The organism is Paraburkholderia sp. JHI869 (assembly GCF_038900775.1).
Lineage (GTDB): Bacteria > Pseudomonadota > Gammaproteobacteria > Burkholderiales > Burkholderiaceae > Paraburkholderia.
Window position 1 is genome coordinate 401,024 of the sequence record NZ_JAYMSC010000002.1, and the last position, 17,300, is coordinate 418,323.

The following is a 17,300-nucleotide window of genomic DNA, read 5'->3' on the forward strand; positions in this document are numbered from 1 at the left end:
TCGAAAGCGAGAGTGACGCCGCTTTATAGCGGCGTCACTCTCGCAACCGCACTAAAGGGCTTTGCCAGTTACACCGGCGCAACCGGTGCCCCGTCGACGAGACGCCAGACAGCAAGCGGATTGGCTTCCTGCAATGCGTCAGGAAGCAACGTATCCGGCAAGTCCTGATAACAGACAGGTCGCAGGAAGCGCTCGATCGCCATCGCCCCCACCGACGTGAACATCGAATTCGAGGTCGACGGATAGGGGCCGCCGTGAACCATCGCATAGCAAACCTCTACGCCGGTCGGAAAGCCATTAGCCAGAATGCGCCCGACCTTGCGTTCGAGCGCGGGCAAGAGGCGTTTTGCATCTGCGTGGTCTGCCGCATCGATTTGAAGCGTGACGGTGAGCTGCCCTTCGATATGCTCGGCGAGCTCGAGCAATTCGCCGAAATTGCGGGCACGAATCACAACGGACGCCGGACCGAACATCTCGGCCTCCAGTTCCGGCGAGGCAAGGAGGCGCGCGGCATCGGTCACGTAAAGGACCGCCTGCGCAGCATTTTGGCGCGCGCCTGCGGGTTCGCCCTCGGCCACCTTCGTCACGCCCGAAACTGCGCCCGTGTTTTGCGTGCCGGTGCAGTACGCATCGAAGATGCCCGGCGTCAACATCGTCTGTGCCGCCTTCGAGGCCAGTGCCGCGCCAGCCGCTTCGATGAACCGGTCGAGGTCCGGACCGTCCACGGCGAGCACGAGACCCGGATTCGTGCAGAACTGACCGGCGCCCATGGTCAGAGAATCGGCGAACGCTTTGCCGATTGCCTCGGCCCGGTTCGCGAGCGCGTGCGGGAACAGAAAGACCGGGTTAATGCTGCTCATCTCCGCGTACACAGGAATCGGCTCGGGGCGAGCGTTTGCCAGGCGCATGAGCGCAATACCGCCCTGCCTCGAACCCGTGAAGCCCACTGCCTTGATCGCCGGATGCGAAACCAGCGCTTCGCCCAGCTTGCGGCCGGCGCCGAACAGCAGCGAGAACGTGCCCTCGGGCAAGCCCTGCTCCTTGACGGCCTTCTGGATTGCGAGGCCTACGAGCTTCGACGTTCCCAGGTGTGCACTGTGCGCTTTCACAATGACGGGTGCGCCCGCGGCCAGCGCGGATGCCGTGTCGCCCCCCGCAACCGAGAAGGCGAGCGGGAAGTTGCTCGCGCCGAATACCGCGACGGGACCCAGGGGCACTTTTGCCAGTCGAAGATCCGCGCGAGGCAGCGGCTCGCGCGCCGGCTGAGCACGATCGATCGTTGCTGCGAGAAAGTGGCCGTCGCGTACGACCTTGGCAAACAAGCGCAACTGCCCAACCGTGCGCGCGCGTTCGCCTTGAAGGCGCTGCGCAGGCAGGCCCGTCTCTGCTTGTGCGCGTTCGATCAGTTCGTCGCCGAGGTCGAGGATATTGTCGGCAATGGCCTCGAGAAACGCCGCGCGCTTGTCGAGCGAGGCATTTCGATAACCGTCGAAAGCGGCGGCAGCGAGCGTTGCCGCGCGATCGACTTGCGCAGCACCGCCCATTCCAAACACCGGCTCAGCGATTTCCGAATTGCTGGATGGATTGAATGCCCGTTGCTCGCCCTCGGTACCTCGCACCGAAGCAAAGCCGATAAGCATGTCGCCATTGATAGTCATGTCGATTTCCTGGAACGCGTTGTGTGTTGTTGTTTTTCGCCGTGGCACTCGCACGGCGGCTAGTTGAATAGCCAGTTCACTGCAGGCCGAACGATGGGCGGCGGATAAACGCACCATGAGCCGTCGTCGTGCCGGAAGAAGATAATCGTCAAACTGCCAGACGAACGCGCGACTTCAACCTGTACGACTCGCCAAGGCATTTTCGTCGAGCGACATGGTCGCGTGACGTTGAGATTCTCTCCATTTCCAAACCAGTCATTGACCAGGGCGCGAAGGGATTTGCGCTGACCGCTCATAGGTGTCTCCGCGCTTCGCGGACGTGTTGGCGAATCCACAAAGCTTTTCCGCAGCAATTTCGTTTGCGCGCCAACACCAAACGACCCGATCTGGCGTTCATCAACTGGGGAAGTCAGGACGGTATGGTCATCATCGATTGCTGGCCGCGTGTCGTCCATTGAAGTTAATCGTTGGGGGTTTAACCGAAGCGTTAACGCCCGGCGCAGTCAATGCAGCGTTTCCCGTCTGGCCAACGGCTTGAACAATTGACTCCAGGCCGCGCTCACGAGAATGGTCGCGCAGCCGCCGAGCACGACCGAGCCAACCACGCCAAATGCCGTAGCCGTGAGGCCGGATTCGAATTCGCCGAGCTGATTGCTTGCGCCAATAAAAAGCGTGTTCACGGCTGCGACGCGGCCACGCATGCGGTCCGGCGTTTCCAGTTGAATGAGCGTTTGGCGAACGATTACGCTAATCGTGTCGGCACCGCCCGATATCGCCAGCAGCAACAACGAAACTAGAAACGAACGTGAAAATCCGAAGGCGGCGATAGCGGCGCCATAAACCGCGACGGCTATCAGCAGTTTCCTGCCCACTCCGCTGCGGATGGCGCGCCGCGAGAGCATGAGCCCGACACAGAGCGCGCCTACGGCAGGCGCGCAGCGCAGCAAGCCCAGACCTTGCGGCCCGACATGCAGAATCTCTTTCGCGTACACCGGCAAGAGCGCGGTCGCGCCCCCGAACAGCACGCCAAAGAGGTCGAGTGAAATGCCGCCGAGCAAGAGCGGATTGCTCCAGACGAAGCGCAGGCCCGCGAGCACGGTCTCGGCCGTCACCGGTTCGCGCGGCGGCGCCACGTGATCGTAACGGATCAGGGCATACATGGCGGCGCTCACGCAAAATAGCGCCGCGCAAGTGAAATAGAGTGCGTTCACGCCGGTTGCGAATAGCAACCCGCCCAACGCCGGTCCGGCGATCACACACACCTGCTGCACCACTGTGCTGAGCGCCATCGACCTTGCCAGCAAGGCCTGCGGAACGAGCATCGGCAACAGCGCCTGTTGACCCGACATCTGAAACGGCCGGATTGCGCCAAGCACGAGCGAGAGACCCAGCAGCAGTTCGCGACTCACGGCATGCGAGAGGGTCGCCACCGCGAGCACCGTGCCAATGGCCGCCTGGGCCGCGAGACAGACCGCGACGATCTGGCCGCGATGCATGCGATCAGCACAATGCCCAGCAACCAATGTCGTGGCAAGCCCGGGAACGAACTGAAAGAGTCCAACGAGACCGAGATACCAGGCACTCGATGTGAGGTCGTACATATGCCAGCTGATTGCGAGCATCAGCATCTGCTGGGCGGTGATCGAACCGACGCGCGCAATCAGAAAGCGGGTTAGCGACGAGTGCCGCAGCAGGGGCGTCATGCCGGTGGGCGCCTCCAGTGCTGGCGACGATGTTTCGTTGGCTTGACTCATAAGGACTTCAAATCTTTTGCGTGGCTCACGCGCGGGTTATTTTCGAAAGATTCTTCTGGCATAAAGCAGAGACTGCGGAAAGACTCACGAATCAGCGTGGTGTTGCCCGGCTTCCGCCTGCTGCGTTTCGGGCACGCTCTCGTTGACTTTCGGCGCCCATTTCCGCTGGAGCAGTATCACCGTGCTCGTGGCGCCCAGAATAAGGAACACGAAAATGGCCAGCATGGGCAGCGTGTAGCTGCGCCCGACATGAAGCAGCCAGCCTGAGAGACTGGCGGAAACGCCACCCGCAAGACTCGTGGCGACCTGCTGCAAGCCGGTATTCAAGCCCACGGCCTGTTTGGGAATCAAGGTGAGCTTGACTAGCGCGAGATTGTTCGCGGTAACGAGACCCAGCAGGGAAAGAGAGACGATATTCCAGAACAACGCCATTTGCGGCGAGCGCGAATACGCGCCCATTAAAACGGTCGTGCCGCTGATAAAGCCTGCCACGATGAACGACTTGCGCACCACGACCGCGTCATGACCTCGCGCGATCAACCGGTCCGCTGCCCACCCGGCCAATGCAGCCACGATTGCGATGCCAGCAAAGCTAAAGAACGTGTACAGCCCCGACTGCCGCAGAGAGAGGCCGCGTTGTTCGACCAGGTATGCCGGCATCCACGTCATACAGTAAAACACGAAGTAGCTGTAGCAGAAGTTGGTGATCAAGCCGCCCCACACCACCGGACTCGACAGCAGATTACCAAGCGGAACCGAGGCCGCGCGGCGCTTCGCCACGGCAAGCTCGGCTTTCGATGGGGAATCGTTGTTGAGCATCAGTTGCCACGGCAGCAACCACACGAGCCCGGCAAGCCCCGTCACGACGAACATCGTCTTCCACGAACTGATGGCGATGAGCCACGCCGCGATCGGCGCGCCGAGCGCCGGCCCCATCTTGCCGCCGATGGAGTAAATGCCGAGCGCCGTGCCCTTGTGCGCCTCGTCGAAGTTGTTGGCGAGGTAGCGATAGGTGGCCGGAACCACCACCGCCTCGGCAACGCCGATCAACAGGCGCACCAGGATCAGCGCGGAGAGCGTGGTTACGACGCCCGTTGCCGCCGCCGCGAGACACCACAACAGGAAACAGACCGTATAAGGCCATTTCACGCCGTAACGGTCCACCACCCAGCCCATCGGCATCTGCAACAGGCCATAGGACCAGAACATGGCGGAGCCGAGCCAGCCGCGCTCGATGTGCGTCAGCGCGAACTCGTGTACGAATTGACGGTCGGCGAGCGCCGCCGACATACTCGTTCGGTCTACGAAGGAAATCATCAGCCCAAGCGCAAGCAGCACGAGAATGCCCCAGCGATTTTCCGGGCGCGCCGCTTTTTGTACCGTGATCTCCACCAGCCGTCTCCGATGATTTCCCAGCTCAGCCCAGGCTGCCCGTCACGTCGTCGAACAATTCGTCGACGGAGAGACGGCGCGGAATGATTTTCTGATCGAGCGCCCAGTCTACCGCCAGTTGCAGACCCTTGCGATTCGCTTCCATCCCGATAGGCGGGAAGATCGCCGGCACGCCTTCAGCCAGCGAGCGGCTTTCCACGACCATTCGGTACAGCTCGCGAACGATGTCCGGCCGTTCTTTCGACAGATTCTCATGCACCACGAACATGTGGTTGATCGGCACGACGCCCGTGCGCGAGAACCAGTCTTTCGCGGCCGCATGCGCATCCGGCACCAGCGTGCGCACGCGCTCGTCCTTCGGCATGTCTTCGCCGAGCAATGCGGCGGCAAGCTCGCCCTTGAGCATCATCTCCGGAATCGACGATCCTGCCGGGAGCCGCTGGCAGTTTTCCGGATCGCTGTACTCGGCGAGATGTCCGTCGCCCAACGTCATCCACGTCACCTTGTCGAGATCCACGCCGTATTCGTGGCGCAGGATGCCGCGAATCCAGAGCGCCGTCGTTTGCGTGTAAGTGCGCACGCCGACCTTCTTTCCTTCGATATCCTTGGGATCCAGATGGCCGAAGTCGATGTTGAATCCGGCGCAGTGGTGCTGGAAGCGTCCCGAAATCGGCGCAGGCAGCAGAACGTATGGCTTGCCATAAGCCTTGGCCTGCAAGAACGTGACGATAGCCAGCTCGCCGGCGTCGAACTTGTTCTCGCGCACCATGGCCTTGAAGCCGTTGTGCGCCGGGGTTGGCCCGCAAAAGTCCAGCGTCACGAGATCCGACGCTACGCGTGAATCACGCATCGCCTTCGTCACCGCATATTCGGCCAGATTGGTGCGCAACGTCGGCACGCCAGTCAACGTCGTTGTCATGAATGTCTCTCCTGTTGCTTGTTGATCTGAGTTACAGCCGAACTTCGATAAGGCACGGACCCGGCTCGCGGGTCGAGTCGACCATCGCCTTGTAAAAGCCCTCCGCCGTCTCGACGGCCACGCCCGGCACGCCCATGCTCTTCGCCATCGCCAGCCAGTCGATGCGCGGACGGTCGATGTCGATCATGGAGAGCGCGCGTTCGCCCGGCGTGCCTGCGCCCATGTTGGCGTACTCGGCCTTGAGAATTGCGTAGCTGTTGTTGGCGAAGATGATCGTCGTGACGTTGAGGCCTTCACGCGCCTGCGTCCACAGCGACTGGATCGTGTACATCGCACTGCCGTCACCGACCATGCAGAACACGCGCCGGTCAGGACACGCGAGCGCCGCGCCGGTCGCCACGGGTGTCGAGTAGCCGATCGAGCCGCCCATGTTGTTGATGAGATCGTGCGGCCGCGCGCCCATGGTCAGGCTCATCGATTCACGGCCCGTGGTGAGCGATTCGTCGACGACGATGCAATGCTCGGGCAATGCGGCGGCAAGTGCGTGAGCGATGCTCGTGGGATTGAGCGCGCCCGTCGGCACCGGCGTTTCGATGCGCGGCTGCACCACCGCTTTCGCATCGACGGCGCCGAGTGCCTGCAGCAGCATGTCGAACGCTAGTTCGCTGTCCTCGTCGGCTTCGACGAGCGCATGGACCATCGTGCCCTCGGCCTTGAGCAGGCTCGGCTTGTCCGGGTACGCGAAGAAGGCCACCGGTTCGGTGGTCTCCACCGTGACGATGTGCTTGAAGTCCTTGAGGAAGGCGATGGCTTGCGGCACCGCGTACGGAATGCGCGCAATGGGCACGCGGCCCGCGCCACGCTCGATGCGCGCGGTGAAGAACTGCGAGCCCAGCCGCGCGCCGGTGGCCGCGGCCACCTGGCCAGCCTTTTCGAGCGCAGCGCCGCGCGTGCCCTTGTTCGCGAGGATGATGAGCGTCGGCTCGCCGGAGCGCAGCACGCGAGCGACATGCTCGATACGCGCTGCGCTCGATGTCTTGCGACGGCTCACGGCCGCGGGCGGCAGCACGGGCTCAGCGTCCGTGCGCTGCCACGAGGTGTCGCCCGGCAGGATCAGCGTGGCGATCTGCCCCGGATGCCCGCTCGCTTTGGCCACGGCTTGCGCCGTGTCCCACGCGATGGTGTCCGCCGATTCGGCGCGGCGGACCCAGTGGCTCAGCGGCCGCGCGAGGCCTTCGATATCGGAGGTGAGCGGCGGGTCATACTTGAGGTGCGACACCGAATGCTCGCCGACGACATTGACCATGCCCGACGACGCGCGCTTCGCGTTGTGGATGTTCGCGAGACCGTTCGCGAGACCCGGGCCCAGGTGCAGGAGCGTCGAAGCCGGCTTGTCCTTCATCCGGTACCAGCCATCGGCGGCGCCCGTGGCCACGCCCTCGAACAGGCACAGCACGCTGCGCATGCCGGGATTGTTGCCCAAAGCGGCGAGGAAGTGCATCTCCGAGGTGCCGGGGTTCGCGAAGCAAACTTCGACGTCCTGATCGACCAGGGTCGCGACGAGACTTTCGGCGCCGTTCATCAGTAGCCTGCCATGTCGCGAGCGAGACCGACCACGCCGTACGTGCGTTGCGGCGCCGACATCAGGAAGCGATAGCCCTCTTCGCTCAGGCGACGATGGTTCTTCGCCGTGACGTGCGGATGGCCCACGATCACGTTGTGCTTCTTGCAGGTCTCGACGATCTGGCGCATCGCGTCGATGACTTCCGGGTGCTCGTACTGACGCGGGAAGCCCAGTTCCTGGCTGAGGTCGCCTTCACCGATGAGGATGAAGCCGATGCCCGGCACATTCGCGAGAATGTCGTCGAGGTTCTCGATCGCCTGCGTGCTCTCGCACATCAGGCCCACGAGAATCTCGCCCTCGGGCACTAGCGGCCACACGTCGGCCTTCTTGTAGTACTCGGGCATGCTGAGGCCCCAGTAGCGCGCCGCGTTGGCCGGGCCATCTCCGCGCACGCCTTTCGGCTCGTACAGCGGTGCATTCTTCGGCCGCGCATAACGGCAGGACGCCACGGCGTTATAGGCCTGCTCGACGGTCGCCACGTGCGGCCAGATCACGCCGTAGGCGCCGCGATCGAGCACCTGCTTGGCGAAGCTCTGGTTCATCTCCACACCGTTGGCGGGAATGCGCGCAATTGGCGTCACCTTCGGCGCCACCGACGCGGACTCGGCGATCTGCTTGCGGCTGAGCATGTACTGCAGCGCGTCGCCGAGCGCAGCCACGTCGTACGGGTTGTGCTCCATCTCGAAGACGAGCCCGTCATAGGGCGAATCGCTCATTTCGATGGCGGTTTGCTTATCGAGCTTCGAGAAGGCGGCATGCGCGGCCTTGCCCGATTCGAACGCGCGAATGATGCTGTTTAGACGAGTGTTGGACATGGGAATCTCTCTTTCTCGCTGCGCGGCGGCGCGGTGGCGGCCGCACGCGCGGTTGGCAATGTTCGGTCAGCCCAGGGCGGGGTACAGCTTCTGTGCGGTCTTGCCGAAAATCCAGGCGCGGTCTTCCGCGCCGAGGCAAGCGAGCCCTTCTTCAGCCGTCGCGAGAATCTCCGCGAGCGTGCCGGGCGAAGTCGGGAAGTTCGAGCCCCACGCCATGCGCTGCGCGCCGAAGGCTTCGACCACCCGCGGGAAAAACGTCTCTGCGCTGGCCTTTTCCTTCTTCACGTCGCCGAAAATGCGCGGCGTGAGCTTCATGTAGATGTTTGGCAGATCGGCCAGTGCGAAGAGGCTCGCGGCATTCGCATACGGCGCGCCGTCGAGCACGTCGGGGCGGCCAAGGTGATCGAGAATGATGTTCACGCCCGGGAACTTCTCGGCCAGCATGCGCACTTGGGGCAGACCGATCGGCCCCGTCTGGATGCACATCGGCAACTGCAGTTCTGCGAGCATTTCCCATGCCTTGAAGGACTTGGGATTGTCCAGCTCGCTCGGATCGAAGTCCTTGGTCGAGCCACCGGTGAAGATGCGCAGGCCGGCAAGGCCCTTGTCGGCCCAGCCCTTGATGACCGCAGGCACGTCGTCGGCCAGCATGTCCACGGAGCCCACGGCCACGAGCCGGTCCTTGTACTGGTTGCAGCCGTCCACGACGTAGCTGTTGTCGAAGCCGTAGGTCGTCGAAGAATGCACGACTGCGGCCTTCGAAACACCGGCCTCGTCCATGGCCTTGATCAGCGCCTCGACGGTATTGGGGCGCTCCTGCGACCAGTCCGAGCGCTTGCCGAACAGCGGCGCGGGCGGATAGCGCTTCTCATCGTCCGAGATGATGTGAGGATGAATGTCGATGAAGTTCATGATGTCCGTTCAGCTATCGGCTCCGTTACAGACCCTTGGCCTTGAGGTGCGCATCGAGGCGCGGGTACACGCGGCGTGCGTTGCCTTCGAAAATCGCGTGGCGGTCGGCGTCGCTCAGTGCGGTGCAGGCGTCGACATAGCGCTTGGTGTCGTCGAAGTACTCGCCGGTGTCCGGATCGCGGCCGCGCACGGCGCCGATCATTTCCGAGCCGAACAGCACGTTGCTCGTCGGCACGACCTTCGTAAGCAGTTCCACGCCCGGGTGGTGATACACGCACGTGTCGAAGAAGATATTGTTCAGCAGTCCTTCGAGCGGACGGTCCATCATTTCCAGCGACATGCCGCGGTAGCGGCCCCAGTGATAAGGCACCGCGCCGCCGCCGTGCGGAATCACGAGGCGCAGCGTCGGGAAGTCCTTGAACACATTGCCCTGCAGCAACTGCATGAAGACCGACGTATCGGCGTTCAGGTAATGCGCGCCGGTGCCGTGATGGCACGCGTTGCACGAAGCGGCGACGTGAATCATGGCCGGCACGTCGAGATCGCACAGCGCCTCGTAGACCGGATACCACTCGCGGTCCGTCATCGGCTTGCCGGTCCAGTAGCCGCCGCTCGGGTCCGGATTCAGGTTGCAGCCAACGAAGCCCATTTCCTCGACGCAGCGGCGCAGTTCGGCCACGGAGTTCTTCGGCGGCGCGAGCGGCGACTGCGGCAACTGGCAGACGGGCACGAAGTTGTCTGGGTAGATGTCGCACACGCGGCGCACGAGGTTGTTCGAGACCTCGGCCCACTCGAGGCTCGTGCGTTCGTTGCCGAGGTGGTGGCTCATCAGGCCCGCGATGGGCGAGAACAACGTGAGGTCGCCGCCGCGCTCTTTCTGCAGACGCAGCTGGCCGTTGCCCACGCCTTCGCGGATCTCGTCGTCGCTGACGTGTGCGCCCGAGAGCGCCGGCGCGTTGGCGGGATCGTTGGCGGAGGCGATCTGCTTGGCGCGCCAGTCGCGGAACGAGGCAGGAACGGTCGTGAAGTGACCGTGGCAATCGATGATCATTTTTTCTTCCGTACGGAGTTCAAAACGCAGTTCAAGCGCGGGGATCGACGAACAGCTCACTCATGCTCATGCGGCGCGGCGTGAGGCCCTGCTTGAATGCCGTCGCCTCGAGGGCTTCGATGGTCTTGCGGTTTTCTTCAATGCCGTAGGGCAGCGGGTCGTTTCCGACGATCTTCTGCAGTTCTACGTACTTCTTGTTCTTCTTGTCGGTCAGTTCGCCCGCGTTGAGCTTCGCGAGCCAGTCCTTCTTGGCCTTGTCGAAAGCGTCGTAGATCGACTTGGCCACCCACGGATGCTCGGCCAGCACCGAATCCTTCACGACGATCGTGCCGTGCATCGGATAGACGCCGGTGCGCGCGTAGTACTCGGCTTCGATTTCGTCGGCGTTCGGGAACATGTCCGGGTAGTTGGCCTCGACTTCCTTCCAGCCGCCATTCGGGTCGCCGGTGCGGCCGATGCCCGCGTTGCCGTGAAAGCCCGCAACCAGCTCGCCCTTGGCCATCATCTCGGCGAGCGACGTGCCGGCCGGCGCGTGAATCACGTTCGGCGGGAGCTTGAGCTGCGTGACGTGCTCTTCGTCGTCGACCACCCACGTGACCTTCGACGAATCCAGACCGTATTCGTCCATCAGCACCTGGCGTGTCCATGCGCCGGTCGTCACCGAATAGGCACGCACGCCGACCTTCTTGCCTTCGAGGTCCTTGGGCGTCTTGATGCCAGCGTCGGGACGCACCAGCAGGCCCGAGTGATGGAAGCGGCGCACCACGAAGATCGGCAGCGCAACGAAAGGCGCGCCGTAAGCACGCGCGATGATGTACGTGGTCGGCGCGAGTTCGCACACATCGAATTCGACATCGCGGACCATGCGGCGGAATGCGCCGATCTGCGGGTGAACCGTGATGAACTCGGCGTCTACGCCTTCGATGGGAATGGAACCGTCACGGATGGCAGCGGTGTGCGGATGCTCGGCGATGGCGAGCTTGAGGTGGACTTTCTTGGTCAATGTAGTCTCCTTGGACCTGGACAATCGATTCAACCTGTCTCCGATCGCTGTGTCATGCCCGCTGTGGGGACGTTGCGTGGCTGTTCAGGTGATCTCGTTGTGTAGATGATCTTTCCGCGCTGGTTTTCCGTCTATTGAATTAACCTGCGGGTGAGTTAACCATTCGGTAAAGCCCCCCGCCGAGCGCTGTGGCTGGCTGCTGCCGGGGCCTCGATCGCGTTGATGAAGCGAGCGTGTGGCGAGGTTCGGCTTCAAGGCTTGAGGCTTCGGTTATGTTGAGCGAATGGCTAAGTACGGCTTTTAGGGCCGCTCAACGCGCTCAGTGGGAGTCGGCAGCCGGCCAGGCTTAGCCGGCTGCGCCACCGCCCGTGCAGCGATGCCAGTGCCCGTTCTCAGCCGTTCAGCCGTCTCCTCCAGGCACGACAGCATGAGTTGCGCGCTCGGCGTCAGCCCACGATTGCGATTCCACAGCACGCCCGCCGGCCGCAGCAGACGCGGAAGGCTTAACGGAAGCGTATGAAGCGGCTGGGCCGTGTCGCCACCCGGCGTGCCCGCCATCACCGCAATAAAGTCCGAAATCTGCAGATGCGCGCGCGCAACATGGATCGAGAGCGTTTCGATGTAGTTGTTCGTCAGCGGCACGTCGTGCGCTTCGAGCGCGCGCTCCAGCGGATCGCGCAGTATTGAGCCGAGCGGCGGCAATATCCAGGGGAAGGGGCGCAGATCCGACCAGTCCAGCGTTTTCCTGCGCGCGAGCGGATGGTGGCGGCCCGTCATCAGCGTCACGGGTTCTTCGAGCAGTTCCTTCTCTTCGAAGCTGCCAAGGGTATCGGGCGGCGGCAGGCGGCCCACCACGAGGTCGAGATGGCCTTGCCAGAGTTCAGGCAACAGCAAGGCGGTCGTGCCTTCCGTCACCATCACGTTGGTTCCTGGCGAACGCTGCTTGAGCAGGCTCAGCGCCTGCGGCAGCAACACCGAAGCCGAGGCGGGCAACATGCCGATATGGATCTTGCCCTCGGTTCCCGAACTCAACGCCTTCAACTCGTCGCGCGCCTGATTCAGGATGGTCAGCATTTCCCGCGCGTGGCGAATGAGGCAATCGCCATACTGCGTGGGCACGAGTCCCTGCGCCGTTCGTGCGAACAGCGTGAGGCCGAGGCCGCGTTCGAGTTCGGCCAGTGACTTCGAAACGGCAGGCACAGTCACGTGCGTGACGTCGGCCACCTGGGTCAGGTTGCGGTATGTGTCGATCGTCACGAGCAGGCGCAGGTGCCGCGCCTTCAGGTTGATCTGCAGGTACCAGTCGAGAGCGGACACGTTATGTACCTCTGCGGTTTCACCCGCTCGTTCAGTCTTTGGGCTCGAGCGCGTGCAGTGTCATGCCAAGCGAAATCGAGGTGAAATAGCCAACGGTGACGAGCAGTTCCGCAATCGCCGCGCGGCCCAGCCCGGCGTCGTAGCGCTCGAACCGCGCGTCGTCGATGGCGCCGCCCGCCAGGATGTCGCAAACCGCATCGCAGAGGATACCGAAACGATCGTCGCCTGCACCCGGCCGGCGCTTCTCCAGGATCGCATCGACCACCGCTTCGGGCACACCCGCCTTGAGCGCATGGCGGCGATGATTGGCGATCACGTACGGCGCGTTCCAGAACACGGCCGTCGACAGAATCGCCACTTCGGTTTCCGCCTCGCTGAGCACGGGCGAACGATCGACGTGTGTGCCGATGATCTCCATGCCTGCAGCCAGATTCGGGTTGTGCAGCCAGATGTTGAACGGCGTGGGGATGCGTCCTCGCCCTTCGCCCAGGCGCGCGATCACTTTCTTCTGATCGTCGGTGGCCTTCTCCGGATCGATACGTTCGAGTCGGTTCTTCGTCATTCCATTTCCTTTCAATGTTCGATATGCATTCGCGTCGCGCCGCTCACAATGGCCCGTAGAGTCTTCCGCGCATCAGCAGCACCCCGCATGTGCGACACGTCCATCGAATCTCGTTGTCGCGCGTCCGCCATAGAAACTGGAAGTGGCATTTGTGCACAGCGCTCTCTCGCATCGTCCCGATTACCGCTTTAGAAAAGGCTGCTCGGCCAGGGGATATGGATGATCTGGTCGAAGATGCCGTAGATGAGCGCCGTCACGCAGGCTGCGAAAATCAGACTGAGCTTCCAAGACTCGCCGCCTTCCACGCGCATGAACGCCACGATCATGATCGGCACCGTGGGGATCATGCCGATCAAGGACATGCACACGAGAAACGCCACGAACCAGCCGAAGAACCGCGCGGCCCTTATCAGCGTTACCTTGTTCGACAGCTTTTCGCCGTGGTCGCCCGACACATCCATGTGGATGCCGCCACCCGCCTTCGCCGCGCCCGCGTGTGCGGGAATGACAAACACCTTGTACGCAAGACTGAGCGTTCCGGCGATAACGAGCATGCTCGCAATGACCGTCGGCCCGATTCTCGCCATCAACAGCCAGCTCTGCGCCGTCACCAGCATGTAGAGCCCGATGCCGATGAAGAACACATAAACCAGGTCTTCGAGCTTCAACACGATCTTTCCACTCGGCCGCATGCGCGCGAGACCGCCGCTGCGCAGCGCGTTGAACAGCGGCTTGAAAAAGACCAGCGCGGCGAGCGTGAGCAGCACCATGACGACCGGACGCGTGACCCAATCCGTGCCGTAGCGCACGAAGGAGATCGTCATGTAGCGTTCCATCAACGTACCGAGCACGAGGCCCAGGATCAGCGGCGGACGTGCCCAGCGCAGGCGCTTCATGGTCCAGCCGATCACCCCGGCGATCAGCAGAACGAAAAGATCGCCCCAGCTACGCGAGCCCTGGAAGGCGCCGACGTAGATGATCGGCATGATGACCGGCAGGATGAGCGTGTAGCGCAGCGTCGAAATCTTCGCGAATTGCCCGCTGAGCAAGAAGCACAAGCCCGCGCCGAAGATATTGGCGAGCGCGATGGACCACACCATCGAATAGGTGAAGTCCAGATGCTTGGTCAGCATGTCGGGGCCGGGAATGAACCCGTGCACCATCATCGCGCCGAGCAGGATGGCCTGCGCTGCACCGCCTGGCACGCCGAACGAAAGCATCGGCACGAGGCTGCCGCCTTCCCGTGCGTTATTCGCCGCTTCAGGCGCGATCACGCCTCGCACGTCGCCCTTTGTGAAGGATTCCTTTGCACCCTTCGAGGTTTGCAGCGCGTGACCGTAAGCGATCCAGTCCGTCACCGCACCCGTGATACCGGGCACGACACCGAGGATCGCGCCTAGCCCGCCGCAACGCAGAACGAGGAACCAGTTGCGCAGACTGTCTTTCACGCCCTGCCGCATGCCTTGGCGCGAACTGAACTGCACATTGTCGGCAATTGCTGTACGGCGGATAGCGAGTTCGCACAACTCGGGCAGCGCGAAAATGCCGAGAATGATCGGCACCAGCGGAATGCCGTCTTGCAGGTAAAGCAGGTCGCCTGTCCAGCGCATTTGCCCGGTTTCGACATTGGTGCCGATCATGCCGACCAGAATGCCGAAGCACGCGGCGACTACACCCCGAAGCGGCGCATTGCCCGAGAGCGCCGACACCATCGAAACGCCGAAAATCGTGAGCCCCAGCATTTCGGGCGTGCCGATCGAAAGAACGAACGGGCGGACCAACGGCAGTGAAATGGCCAGGATAATCGCGCCGATCAAGCCGCCCATCAACGAGGACATATAGCACGCGCTGAGTGCGCGCGACGCTTCACCGCGCTTTGTCATGGGCAACCCGTCGAGCACGGTTGCCTGCGAAGCCGCGTGGCCCGGCACGCCGAAGAGCACGGCCGGAATCACGTCCGAAGTCGTAATGACCGAGGCCATGCCGAGCAGCATGGCGAAGGCCGCATACGGGTCCATGGTGTAGGTGAACGGCACGAGCAACGCAAAGCCCGTTAGCCCCCCGATGCCCGGCAGCAATCCGATCGCCAGCCCGACCATGACGCCGAAAACGAGAAAGATCAGACGGTTGAACTGCAGAAGCGTAGACAGCGCATGGCCTGCTGCCACTACCGTTGCGTCGTTGAAAAATTCCATGCGTCATCCTGATGAAATAGCCGGCACAAGCCGCCTGAGTCTTCGACCTCGTTGCGCGTTCAGTCGGCGAGCGACGGGTACAGGACCTTCGCCGTGCGGCCCCATATCCATGCGCGCTCTTCCTCGCTCAGCGCCGCGAAGCATGCGTTGCCCTGCTCGATCAGGTTCTTCAGCGGCCCTGCGGAGGCGGGATAGTTCGAGCCGAAGGCCAGATGGTCCGCGCCGAACACTTTCACCAGTTGCGCGAAAAATGCTTCTGCGCCACCCGGCGCAGCCTGCGCGAGATCGAACGTTTTCGGCGTGATCTTCAGGTACACGTTGCGGTACTTCGCCAGTTCGAACAGCGCCGCGCAACGCGCGTAGGGAGGGCCGTCTTCGAGATCGGGCCTGCCGCAGTGATCGAGCGCGATCTTCACCGTGGGGAAACGCGTGGCCAGTTCGGCCACCATCGACAACCCCTCCGGCGTGGTCTGCACCACCATGGTCATGCCAAGTTCGGCACAGCGCTCCCAGACCGGAAAGGTCGCCGGATTGACGAGCCAGCTGCCGTCGCCTTGATGCGTCGCGCCGCCCGTGAAGAGCCGGATGCCGCCCATGCCGTTGGCCAGCCAGTGATCGAAGGTCTTCAAGGCATCGGAGGCCAGCAGGTCAAAGGAATAGACGCCCGTGAAGCGCTTCGGGTCCTTCGCCACGCTATCGGCGACATACGCGTTGTTGTGGCCGTAGGTCGTCGACGAATGCACGATCGCCGCTTTCGCAACGCCGGCTTCATCCATCTCGGCAACCAGTTGCTCGAACGTCACGGGGCGCGTGGCGGACCACCTGGAGCGATGGCCGTTCTGCGGAGCGACAGGATAGCGAACCGTATCCGCCGAGATGATATGGGGATGAATGTCGATGATTTCGGGTGTCATACGATTTAACCTCTGGGTGAATGACTGTCACTTGCCCGCATCAGGTTCATGACATTCTCTGTTCCGGCGTATTCAATGCGAACTGAAAATGAGCTTGCGCGCGCTCTCGATCTGCGGCTCAGGCGTTGCATAGAGCTTGCTGACGATCTGCTCCACCGCGCTGCCGTCGATCGGATCGATTGGGTATCCTGAGCGCTTCATCGCGGCAATGAACTCGGGATCGGCGATCGTCTTCGCGAAGGCGGCACGCAGCGCAGCCAGACGATCTTCAGGCACGCCTTGCGGCACGGCTATCGGCCTGCCCGCATCGAATGGCAGCAGGAACAGGTTGAACAGCGCCTTCACGTCGGGATTGGTGATGTAGGTGCTCAGGTTGGGAACGTTGGCGAAGGGCGCCGGACTGTTCCAGCCCAGATGCAGCAACACCTTCATCTTGCCGTTGGCGAGCAGGCGCACCGGCTCGCCCTGCTGCAGCCCGTCGATCGTCGAGGCCCAGCCGTCGACTTCGCCACGCTGCATCGCCAGATACACTTCGCCGCGCCCCGTGTAGCCGGGCACGATGCTCATCTTCGCGCCCAGGTACTCGTCGAGCAGCGCGGGCAGCGTCCTGTCCTCATTCGCGAAGCCCGTCGCGCCGATATACATCTTCTTCTTCGTGAGATCGCCCGCCGTGGTGACGCCAGAGCGCGTCATGGAAACAATGCAGTACTCGACTTTGTTGAGACTGCCCAGCCACCGCACCTTGCGCGGATCAAACCGGTTCTGCCGCGGATCGAGCAGCGGAATGTAGAGGTTATTGCGCTGGAGGAAGCCGATCACGGTGCCGTCGTTCGGCTGTCGAGTCTGGAGCGATGCGGCCGCAACCATCCCGCCCGCGCCTACCACGTTCATCACCACCGCGCGGGGCTTGCCTGGAATGTAGTTCACGAAGAAGCGCGCGAACTGGCGCGCAATGATGTCCGTTGGCGTGCCGGCGTCGGCGCTGACGACGATCGTCAGGATCTTGCCGTGATAGAAGTCTTCGACCGATTGACCATAAGCGGGTCCGGCAATCGCCATCGCGGCAATACAAATGAGCGCCGCGCAAGCGCGAATTGCGGTCGTGAACTTCATGGTCGTCCCTGTCTCCGGTCATGTTTCGCGATTCGCCTTTGCGGCAAGCCCGAGACCATTGCAGTCCCGTA

The 17,300-nt window shown here is 62.7% G+C and carries 15 protein-coding genes; 1 reads left to right on the plus strand and 14 read right to left on the minus strand.

The annotated features are described in order from the left end of the window. Nucleotides 1-68: 68 nt before the first annotated feature. Nucleotides 69-1,658 (minus strand): aldehyde dehydrogenase (NADP(+)), encoded by a 1,590-nt coding sequence (locus tag VSR72_RS05090; RefSeq protein WP_342951323.1) that lies wholly within the window; start codon nt 1,656-1,658, stop codon nt 69-71. Nucleotides 1,659-1,786: 128 nt separating this feature from the next. Between VSR72_RS05090 and VSR72_RS05095 the strand changes: the two genes are divergently transcribed. Further along, the gene (locus VSR72_RS05095) at nt 1,787-2,116 is read left to right on the plus strand and encodes a hypothetical protein (RefSeq protein WP_342951324.1); all 330 of its coding nucleotides are present in this window, start codon (nt 1,787-1,789) and stop codon (nt 2,114-2,116) included. Nucleotides 2,117-2,161: 45 nt separating this feature from the next. Here the strand turns inward: VSR72_RS05095 and VSR72_RS05100 are convergent, their stop codons facing one another. The 13 genes from VSR72_RS05100 to VSR72_RS05160 all read right to left on the minus strand — a co-directional run bounded on the left by VSR72_RS05100 (nt 2,162) and on the right by VSR72_RS05160 (nt 17,229). Further along, on the minus strand, nt 2,162-3,361 hold the full coding sequence (locus VSR72_RS05100; protein ID WP_342951575.1) for an MFS transporter: 1,200 nt from the start codon (nt 3,359-3,361) through the stop codon (nt 2,162-2,164). A 135-nt stretch (nt 3,362-3,496) separates the two neighbouring features. Further along, nucleotides 3,497-4,804, minus strand: coding sequence for an MFS transporter (locus tag VSR72_RS05105; protein ID WP_342951325.1), 1,308 nt, complete (start codon nt 4,802-4,804; stop codon nt 3,497-3,499). A gap of 25 nt (nt 4,805-4,829) precedes the next feature. Next, a complete protein-coding gene (locus VSR72_RS05110; RefSeq protein WP_342951326.1) occupies nt 4,830-5,723 on the minus strand; it encodes a phosphate ABC transporter substrate-binding protein in 894 nt (297 codons plus the stop codon). A 31-nt stretch (nt 5,724-5,754) separates the two neighbouring features. Next, the gene (locus tag VSR72_RS05115) at nt 5,755-7,305 is read right to left on the minus strand and encodes an acetolactate synthase large subunit (protein ID WP_342951327.1); all 1,551 of its coding nucleotides are present in this window, start codon (nt 7,303-7,305) and stop codon (nt 5,755-5,757) included. Beyond that, entirely contained in the window at nt 7,305-8,162 is an 858-nt protein-coding gene (locus tag VSR72_RS05120; protein WP_342951328.1) for an aldolase/citrate lyase family protein, read from the minus strand. Before VSR72_RS05120 ends, VSR72_RS05115 begins: the two co-directional genes overlap by 1 nt. Nucleotides 8,163-8,228: 66 nt before the next feature. Then, on the minus strand, nt 8,229-9,077 hold the full coding sequence (locus VSR72_RS05125) for an amidohydrolase family protein (protein WP_342951576.1): 849 nt from the start codon (nt 9,075-9,077) through the stop codon (nt 8,229-8,231). Between the two features lie 22 nt (nt 9,078-9,099). Further along, nucleotides 9,100-10,125 carry an amidohydrolase family protein gene (locus VSR72_RS05130; RefSeq protein ID WP_342951329.1) on the minus strand — a complete coding sequence of 342 codons (1,026 nt, stop codon included), beginning with the start codon at nt 10,123-10,125 and terminating at the stop codon, nt 9,100-9,102. A 31-nt stretch (nt 10,126-10,156) separates the two neighbouring features. Then, complete coding sequence (locus tag VSR72_RS05135) at nt 10,157-11,128, minus strand: ABC transporter substrate-binding protein (protein WP_342951330.1); 972 nt, start codon at nt 11,126-11,128, stop codon at nt 10,157-10,159. 300 nt (nt 11,129-11,428) lie between these two features. Further along, complete coding sequence (locus VSR72_RS05140; RefSeq protein ID WP_342951331.1) at nt 11,429-12,445, minus strand: LysR substrate-binding domain-containing protein; 1,017 nt, start codon at nt 12,443-12,445, stop codon at nt 11,429-11,431. Nucleotides 12,446-12,476: 31 nt separating this feature from the next. Further along, nucleotides 12,477-13,007 (minus strand): carboxymuconolactone decarboxylase, encoded by a 531-nt coding sequence (locus VSR72_RS05145; RefSeq protein WP_342951332.1) that lies wholly within the window; start codon nt 13,005-13,007, stop codon nt 12,477-12,479. Between the two features lie 188 nt (nt 13,008-13,195). Continuing rightward, entirely contained in the window at nt 13,196-15,202 is a 2,007-nt protein-coding gene (locus tag VSR72_RS05150; RefSeq protein ID WP_342951333.1) for a tripartite tricarboxylate transporter permease, read from the minus strand. Nucleotides 15,203-15,261: 59 nt separating this feature from the next. After that, complete coding sequence (locus VSR72_RS05155) at nt 15,262-16,116, minus strand: amidohydrolase family protein (RefSeq protein WP_342951334.1); 855 nt, start codon at nt 16,114-16,116, stop codon at nt 15,262-15,264. A gap of 72 nt (nt 16,117-16,188) precedes the next feature. Next, a complete protein-coding gene (locus VSR72_RS05160; RefSeq protein WP_342951335.1) occupies nt 16,189-17,229 on the minus strand; it encodes a hypothetical protein in 1,041 nt (346 codons plus the stop codon). Nucleotides 17,230-17,300: the final 71 nt, after the last annotated feature.

Bases quoted from the DNA above. Each gene is read 5' to 3' on its own strand.
- VSR72_RS05090 (WP_342951323.1), bottom strand. From the start codon at position 1,658: ATGACTATCAATGGCGACATGCTTATCGGCTTTGCTTCGGTGCGAGGT.
- VSR72_RS05100 (WP_342951575.1), bottom strand. From the start codon at position 3,361: ATGACGCCCCTGCTGCGGCACTCGTCGCTAACCCGCTTTCTGATTGCG.
- VSR72_RS05110 (WP_342951326.1), bottom strand. From the start codon at position 5,723: ATGACAACGACGTTGACTGGCGTGCCGACGTTGCGCACCAATCTGGCC.
- VSR72_RS05115 (WP_342951327.1), bottom strand. From the start codon at position 7,305: ATGAACGGCGCCGAAAGTCTCGTCGCGACCCTGGTCGATCAGGACGTC.
- VSR72_RS05120 (WP_342951328.1), bottom strand. From the start codon at position 8,162: ATGTCCAACACTCGTCTAAACAGCATCATTCGCGCGTTCGAATCGGGC.
- VSR72_RS05130 (WP_342951329.1), bottom strand. From the start codon at position 10,125: ATGATCATCGATTGCCACGGTCACTTCACGACCGTTCCTGCCTCGTTC.
- VSR72_RS05145 (WP_342951332.1), bottom strand. From the start codon at position 13,007: ATGACGAAGAACCGACTCGAACGTATCGATCCGGAGAAGGCCACCGAC.
- VSR72_RS05150 (WP_342951333.1), bottom strand. From the start codon at position 15,202: ATGGAATTTTTCAACGACGCAACGGTAGTGGCAGCAGGCCATGCGCTG.
- VSR72_RS05155 (WP_342951334.1), bottom strand. From the start codon at position 16,116: ATGACACCCGAAATCATCGACATTCATCCCCATATCATCTCGGCGGAT.
- VSR72_RS05160 (WP_342951335.1), bottom strand. From the start codon at position 17,229: ATGAAGTTCACGACCGCAATTCGCGCTTGCGCGGCGCTCATTTGTATT.